Annotated in this window: 9 protein-coding genes, 1 tRNA gene and 2 riboswitches; of the genes, 6 read left to right on the plus strand and 4 right to left on the minus strand. The window is 71.1% G+C overall.

What is annotated here, in order from left to right; translation table 11 throughout:
- Window positions 1–94 precede the first annotated feature (94 nt).
- Genes ACWENQ_RS28380 through ACWENQ_RS28390 form a run of 3 tightly spaced genes read right to left on the minus strand, consistent with a single transcriptional unit; the run spans window position 95 to window position 2195 of the window.
- Window positions 95–1045 (minus strand): LysR family transcriptional regulator, encoded by a 951-nt coding sequence (locus tag ACWENQ_RS28380; RefSeq protein ID WP_452416973.1) that lies wholly within the window; start codon window positions 1043–1045, stop codon window positions 95–97.
- Window positions 1046–1092: 47 nt separating this feature from the next.
- Window positions 1093–1587: a hypothetical protein gene (locus ACWENQ_RS28385; protein WP_354917452.1), complete on the minus strand. Its 495-nt coding sequence runs from the start codon at window positions 1585–1587 to the stop codon at window positions 1093–1095.
- On the minus strand, window positions 1587–2195 hold the full coding sequence (locus ACWENQ_RS28390; protein WP_452416974.1) for a DUF6286 domain-containing protein: 609 nt from the start codon (window positions 2193–2195) through the stop codon (window positions 1587–1589). The genes ACWENQ_RS28385 and ACWENQ_RS28390 overlap by 1 nt, the downstream gene beginning before the upstream one ends.
- A 100-nt stretch (window positions 2196–2295) precedes the next feature.
- Between ACWENQ_RS28390 and ACWENQ_RS28395 the strand changes: the two genes are divergently transcribed.
- Complete coding sequence (locus ACWENQ_RS28395) at window positions 2296–3483, plus strand: amino acid deaminase/aldolase (protein ID WP_354917458.1); 1188 nt, start codon at window positions 2296–2298, stop codon at window positions 3481–3483.
- Between the two features lie 155 nt (window positions 3484–3638).
- Here ACWENQ_RS28395 and ACWENQ_RS28400 read toward each other — a convergent pair whose 3' ends face one another.
- Window positions 3639–3965, minus strand: coding sequence for a DUF3618 domain-containing protein (locus tag ACWENQ_RS28400; RefSeq protein ID WP_354917461.1), 327 nt, complete (start codon window positions 3963–3965; stop codon window positions 3639–3641).
- Between the two features lie 96 nt (window positions 3966–4061).
- On the opposite strand from ACWENQ_RS28400, the gene bcp reads away from it, so the two are divergent.
- From bcp to ACWENQ_RS28425, 5 genes are all read left to right on the plus strand, one after another.
- The gene (gene bcp, locus ACWENQ_RS28405; RefSeq protein ID WP_452416976.1) at window positions 4062–4535 is read left to right on the plus strand and encodes a thioredoxin-dependent thiol peroxidase; all 474 of its coding nucleotides are present in this window, start codon (window positions 4062–4064) and stop codon (window positions 4533–4535) included.
- Between the two features lie 79 nt (window positions 4536–4614).
- A tRNA-Leu gene (locus ACWENQ_RS28410) sits at window positions 4615–4698 on the plus strand.
- A 49-nt stretch (window positions 4699–4747) separates the two neighbouring features.
- Window positions 4748–4845: riboswitch (glycine riboswitch) on the plus strand.
- A riboswitch (glycine riboswitch) is annotated at window positions 4846–4941 on the plus strand. It begins immediately after the preceding riboswitch.
- A 33-nt stretch (window positions 4942–4974) separates the two neighbouring features.
- On the plus strand, window positions 4975–6060 hold the full coding sequence (gene gcvT / locus ACWENQ_RS28415) for a glycine cleavage system aminomethyltransferase GcvT (protein ID WP_354917467.1): 1086 nt from the start codon (window positions 4975–4977) through the stop codon (window positions 6058–6060).
- Window positions 6057–6446, plus strand: a complete 390-nt coding sequence (gcvH, locus tag ACWENQ_RS28420; protein WP_449926459.1) for a glycine cleavage system protein GcvH — start codon at window positions 6057–6059, stop codon at window positions 6444–6446. Before gcvT ends, gcvH begins: the two co-directional genes overlap by 4 nt.
- A 60-nt stretch (window positions 6447–6506) precedes the next feature.
- The coding region (locus ACWENQ_RS28425) for a serine dehydratase beta chain (RefSeq protein WP_452416983.1) at window positions 6507–6652 on the plus strand (146 nt) is incomplete at its 3' end.

The raw sequence follows: 6652 nt of genomic DNA on the forward strand, positions 1-6652 counted from the left end.
CTCGTGCTCCTTGGGGGTGTCGGGCGAGGAGTCGTCCCAAGTTGACCGCGAGAGTAAAAGGCTTAGTAAGCCAACATTTTCCTATAATTTGACGTTATATGCGGCCGTGGCGCTTCAACCAGGCCTGATACACGGGCGCCCGCCGGGCCTCGCTCCAGTACGTCTTGGTCACCGTCTGCACCAGATCGCCGGCCAGCGCCGCCAGCGGGCCCTTCTCGTGCCACCCGAGCAGGTGGCGGAAGCGCAGCGGGGCACCACGCAGCGGCCTGATCACGATGCCGTCCCTGGCGGGCGCGGTGGCCTGGAACAGCCCGACGCACCTGCCCTCGCCGATCAGGTCGAGCGCCACCTCCAGGTTCACCGCGAAGGTGACGCGCTGCGTGAAGCCGTGCTCGGCGCAGGTCGCCGCCATGTGCTCGCGCGGCCCCGACTCCAGCAGCGCCGGCTGCGCCCAGTCCTCCTGCGCGAGGTCGCCCAGCTCCACCTCCTCCGCGCCCGCGAGAGGATGCCGGGAGGACAGGCCGACGAACAGCGGCTCGGTGGCGATCACCGCGTAGCGGGTGCCCCGCGGCGGGACGAGCTCGTGTCCCGGGTAGTCGTCGAGCGTGGCCAGCTCGATCCGCTCGCTCTCGAGCAGTCCCGGCAACGGGTCCAGGGTGGCCTCGGTGCGCAGGCTGATCTCCGCTCCCGGAAGCAGCCCGTCCAGGCTGCGCGCCAGGTAGATGGCCAGCCGGGTCGGGGCGCACCCCACCCTGATGCGCAGCGGGCCGCCCGGCGGCGAGGCGTAGCGGGCGGCGTCACGCTGGAGCTCGTCGAAGGCCGGGAGCAGGGACCGTGACCGCGTCAGCAACCACTCGCCCCGCGGGGTCGGCCGGACGCCGTCGTGCGAGCGGTCGAACAGCGGCCCGCCCACCATCCGCTCGATCCTGCGCAGCTGGGCGGCGATGCCGGGTTGCGACATACCCATGGTCGCGGCGGCCTTCGAGATGCTTCCCGTGTCCGCGATGGCGCACAGCACCCTCAGGTGACGAACCTCAAGGTCCACACCGCGAGCTTAAAAGTAAAGAAGCTTTCCAGTAAGACCCAATCGGGTCAGCGGCGGACGTGGACGCGGACGATCGCGCCCATGTCGTCGACACCCACGTCGCGGCGCACCCTGCCGACGACCTCGCGGTTCAGCTTGGTCACCACGGCGCCCACGTCGGCGAGGGCGGGGCAGGTCACCGCGATCCGCAGCCGGTCCTGGCCCACGACCCGCACCGCCGTACGGCTGATGCCGTCCACGTCCTTCAGACCCACGCACAGCAGCGCCGTCCCCGTGCCCGAGCGGTTGCCGAGCCTGCCCCAGCCGAGCGCGATGAGCAGCCACCGCAAGGCCAGCAGGGCGGCGAAGACCAGCACGAGCGCGAGCAGCCACGAGACCCACGGATGCGCGGCGACGTAGCCGGCGACGTCGTCCTCCAGGACCCTGGCGTTCCTGCGGGTCCCGAGCTCGCCACCACCCCGCAGGTAGGCGTAGCCGCCCAGGCCGAGCAGGACACCACCGACGACACCGAGCCCGATCCTGTTGCCGCCGTACTGCCGCATCACAGCCCCTTCCGGCGCAGCCGTACCACGACCTCGCCCGCGCACATGGCGCCGAGCCCGTTCAGCCGCTCGCCGACGGCGGCCCCGGTCCTGCGCAGCATCTCGCCCGTGCGCTCGGCGTCGGAGACGACCGTGACCTCGATCTGCCGGCGGCGCAGCCGTACCCGCACGCTGCGCACCCCGTCGACGTCCTCGGCGACGGCCCTGAGCGTCCTGCGCAGGCCCGACCTGGTGACGCCCATGACGATCCGCGGGTCGGCGGTCTCCAGCGGCACCAGCCTGGACCGGCCCGGCACCAGGGCGAGCCCCATTAGCACCAGGCCGGTGCCCGCCACGCCGACCGCGCCCAGCATCAGCTCCGGGTCCGACCACGCGGTGCGGGCGGCCAGGGCGAGCACCTGGTCGACGGGCAGCAGGCCGAGCCCGCCGCCCATCAGTCCGGCGAGGACCTCGGCGGCGAGCAGCGTCAGCCCGGCCGACGTCGTGAAGGCCACCGCGACACCGGCGGGGGTTCGTGCCGGTCTGAGCACCCTGGACGCCCTGCGGCGGGGCGTCTCGTGCTCGCTCGGAGCGGCTCCACCAGGCAGGCGGTCCTGGAGTGTTGTCATCACACCGACAGAGGTACAGGGGGCCGCCGCGCCACAAAGCCCTTCCCCGCCGCCGGTTTGCCGGATCTTTGCCGGCGAACATCGGTATTACCCTGCTTCTATGGACGACCGCCAGCGCTACGACAGGGCCACCGCCGCGTTCGAGCCGCCCTTCGCCATCCTCGATCTGGAGGCGTTGCGGGCCAACGCGGCGGGCCTGGTCCGCAGAGCCGGCGGCAAGCCGATCAGGGTGGCGAGCAAGTCGGTCCGCTCGCGCCCCGTCCTCGAACGCATCCTCGCCATGGACGGCTTCAGCGGCGTCATGGCCTTCACCCTGCCCGAGGCGCTGTGGCTGGTCGAGCAGGGGTTCAGCGACGTGCTGGTCGCCTATCCCACCGCCGACAGGACGGCGCTGGCGGCGCTGGCCGCCACCGAGCGGGCCGTGCGGGAGATCACGCTCATGGTCGACTCCGCCGAGCACCTCGACTTCATCGAGTCGGCGGTGCCGGCAGGCGGCCCGGTCCTGCGGCTCTGCCTCGACATCGACGCCGGATACGTCGCCCTCGGCGGGCGCTTCCGCGCCGGCGCCCTGCGCTCCCCGGTCCGCGAACCCGCCCACGCCGCCGACCTGGCCGCCGAGATCGCCAAGCGGCCGGCCTTCCGCCTGGTCGGCCTCATGGCCTACGAGGCACAGATCGCGGGCGTCGGCGACGACCCGCCCGGCAACGCGGCCTTCGCCCGCGCCATCAGGCTGATGCAGGCCCGCTCGGCCCGCGAGCTGATCGTACGGCGCGGCCGCATCGTCAACGCCGTCAGGCAGGTCGCCGACCTCGAGTTCGTCAACGGCGGCGGCACCGGCAGCGTCGACCGCACGGTCAGGGAGAAGGCCGTCACCGAGTGCGCGGCCGGCTCGGGCTTCTTCCACCCCAGGCTCTTCGACTTCTACCGGGGCTTCAGCGGCCGTCCTGCCGCGCTGTTCGCCCTTCCGGTCGTCCGGCGTCCAGGGCTCGGCGTGGTGACCGTGCTCGGCGGCGGCTACCTGGCCTCAGGGGCGCCGGGGCCGTCGCGGCTGCCCCAGCCGTACCTGCCGCCGGGGCTGCGCTACTCCTCCGACGAGGGCGCGGGCGAGGTGCAGACCCCGCTGCTCGGCCAGCCCGCCGAGGACCTGCGCGTCGGCGACAGGGTGTGGTTCCGCCACGCCAAGTCGGGCGAGCTGTGCGAGCGGTTCGCGAGCCTGCTGCTGGTCGAGGGCGACAAGGTCGTCGAGGAGGTCCCGACCTACCGGGGTGAGGGCAGGACCTTCCTCTGACCCGCCACCCTCTGACCCGCACCCTCCGGCTCGGCGCCCGCGAGGCTCGGCGTCCGCGAGGCTCGGCGTCCGCGAGGCTCGGCGCCCGCGAGGGTGCGTGGCGCCCGTCCTTCGGCCCCTCGCGGGGCGCCCGGCGGGCCGGTGACGCCTGCCCGTCAGCGCCTGCGGCGCCGGCGCCACAGGACGATCGCCGCGCCCACGACCAGCACCGCGCCCACGGCGATCAGCGCCGAGCCGACAGGCCGCTCGTCCTCCCACAGGTCCCCGGCGTCGTCGTCGTAGCGCACCGGCCGCGGCGTCACCCCCACGAGATCGCCGACCGACGCCACGAAGTGCTCGGCCCTCGACTTGACCTCGTCCATGCTGCGCTGGGCCACCCGCTTGGGGCTCACCCGGTCGGCGATGGCGTCAACGGTCCGCGCGAGCTCGGCGCGCGTCCGGGTGATCCTGCGCTCCAGCTCTTCAGGGTCGGTCTCGGCCATGGCTCTCCTTTCTCAGGGTGATCAGTCTGTCAGGTCGCGCCGCCGTACCGCACGGCGGGCGAAACGTGTCCCTTCGATTGGGGTTAGGTTGAGCCCGTGACCGAAACCAAGCTCCAGCCAGGAGACGCCGCTCCGGACTTCACGCTCCCCGCGGCCGACGGCGGCGCCGTCTCCCTCGACGCCTACCGCGGCAAGCGCGTCATCCTGTACTTCTACCCCGCCGCCATGACGCCCGGATGCACCAAGCAGGCGTGCGACTTCCGCGACAACCTTGGTCAGCTGACCGACGAGGGTTTCGTCGTTCTCGGGGTCTCCAAGGACAAGACCGACAAGCTGGTGAAGTTCGTCGAGCGCGACGCGCTGACCTTCCCGCTGCTGTCCGACGTCGACCTGGAGATCCACAAGGCCTACGGCGCGTACGGCGCCAAGAAGCTGTACGGCAAGGAGATCGTCGGCGTGATCCGCTCGACCTTCGTCATCGGCCCCGACGGGAAGATCGAGCAGGCGCTCTACAACGTGAAGGCGACGGGCCACGTGGCCGGCCTGAAGAAGAAGCTCGGCCTGGTCTGAGGTTTGCGATCAAGTCCGCGGGCTTGATCGCAAACGAGTATCTCGGCCCCGGCCCGGGCGCTAAGCTGATGGCGGTTGCGCGGGCGTGGCGAAATCGGCATACGCGGCAGGTTTAGGTCCTGTTGGTGGTGACACTGTGGGGGTTCGAGTCCCCCCGCCCGCACCTTTCCCTTGATGGCCGGATCCGTACTAGTCTTGCCTACGGACACCGATGAACCCACGCGGGAGAGCGTCCTGGCACCCGGCCAGGACCCCTGAAGGAGCAAGCACTCCCCGCGAACCTCTCAAGGCAAAGGACCGCGCGGGCAAGGTGACCTCTGGAAAGCAGGCCTGCGGGGCCTCGCCGAAGGTGAAAGTCCGGCAAAACCGGGTGAAGCTCTCAGGCACCGATGACAGAGGGGGAGGATCCTGGCATCCAACCCATCCTGAGGTGCGAACAATGTCCCGACCGACACCGCTACGAGACGTACACGAGAGCCTCGGCGCGACGCTGACCGACTTCGCCGGCTGGTTGATGCCGCTGCGCTACGGGAGCGAGTCCGCCGAGCACAAGGCCGTACGCGAGCGGGCCGGGCTGTTCGACCTGTCCCACATGGGGGAGATCTTCGTGACCGGCCCGCAGGCCGGCGAGGCGCTCGACTACGCGCTGGTCGGCCACCTGTCCGTGCTCGCGCCCGGCCGCGCCCGCTACACGATGATCGTCAACGAGCAGGGCGGGGTCCTCGACGACCTCATCGTCTACCGCCTGGCCGACGACGAGTACATGGTCGTCGCCAACGCCTCCAACTACCCCATGGTCGCCGAGCGCCTCACCGAGCGCGCCGAGGGCTTCGACGCGGTCGTCGACGACCGCTCCGACCAGTACGCGCTCATCGCGATCCAGGGCCCGCGCGCCCAGGAGATCCTCGCCACGCTCACCGACGCCGACCTCGCGGGCCTGAAGTACTACGCCGGCCTGCCCGGCACGGTCGCCGGCGCCGAGGCGCTCATCGCCCGCACCGGCTACACCGGCGAGGACGGCTTCGAACTCTTCGTCGCCAACGCCGACGCCGTCGCGCTGTGGCACGCGCTGGCCAAGGCGGGCGAGCCGTACGAGATCATGCCCGCCGGCCTGTCCAGCCGTGACACGCTCCGCCTCGAGGCCGGCATGCCGCTGTACGGCAACGAGCTCGGCGTCTCGCTCACGCCCTTCGACGCCGGCCTCGGCCGCGTGGTGAAGTTCGACAAGCCCGGCGACTTCGTCGGCAGGGCCGCGCTCGAGCAGGTCAAGGACGTCCCGCCGCGCCGCCGCCTCGTCGGCCTGGTCGCGACGGGTCGCAGGGTCCCTCGCCATGGGTTCCCTGTCACCAGTGACGGGGCCGTCGTGGGCGAGGTGACCAGCGGCGCGCCGTCGCAGACCCTCGGCAAGCCCATCGCGATGGCGTACGTGGACACTGGGATAGAAGAAGGTCTGGCCGTTGACATCCGGGGCAGCCAAGAGGGCGTGGACCTGGTTGAGCTGCCTTTCTACAGGAGGAACAAGTGAGCAGCATTCCCGACGATCTGAGCTACACCAAGGAGCACGAGTGGGTCGCCGGACTCGACGACGGCCTGACCCTGACGGTGGGCATCACGGCCTATGCCGCCGAGGCGCTGGGCGACGTGGTCTATGTGCAGCTGCCCGAGGTCGGTGCGACGTTCGAGGCCGGTGACTCGATCGGCGAGGTCGAGTCGACCAAGTCCGTGAGCGAGATCTACGCCCCTGTCTCCGGCGAGGTCGTCGAGGTCAACCAGGCCGTCGTGGACAAGCCCGACCTGGTCAACAGCGAGCCGTACGGCGAGGGCTGGATGTTCAGGGTGCGCGTGTCCGGCGACCCCGAGGACCTGCTGAGCGCGGAGGAGTACACCGCGCTCACGTCAGGCGACAACTGACACACCCGCCGGGGTCCGTCCGGGCCCCGGCATTCACCCCCCGAGAGTTGGGATGCATCAATGGCGATCAGCGTCTTCGACCTCTTCAAGATCGGTATCGGGCCGTCGAGCTCGCACACCGGCGGGCCGATGGCGGCCGCGCACCGCTTCGCCCGGGGGCTGCGCGCCGACGGGCTGCTGGAGCGGGTGGAGCGGGTGCGGGTGGT

The sequence above is a fragment of the Nonomuraea sp. NPDC004354 genome, assembly GCF_053602555.1.

Excerpts from the sequence above, each read along its gene's own strand:
- ACWENQ_RS28400 (WP_354917461.1), bottom strand. The coding sequence starts at position 3,965 with ATGGCCGAGACCGACCCTGAAGAGCTGGAGCGCAGGATCACCCGGACG.
- ACWENQ_RS28385 (WP_354917452.1), bottom strand. The coding sequence starts at position 1,587 with ATGCGGCAGTACGGCGGCAACAGGATCGGGCTCGGTGTCGTCGGTGGT.
- ACWENQ_RS28395 (WP_354917458.1), top strand. The coding sequence starts at position 2,296 with ATGGACGACCGCCAGCGCTACGACAGGGCCACCGCCGCGTTCGAGCCG.
- gcvT (WP_354917467.1), top strand. The coding sequence starts at position 4,975 with ATGTCCCGACCGACACCGCTACGAGACGTACACGAGAGCCTCGGCGCG.
- ACWENQ_RS28390 (WP_452416974.1), bottom strand. The coding sequence starts at position 2,195 with ATGACAACACTCCAGGACCGCCTGCCTGGTGGAGCCGCTCCGAGCGAG.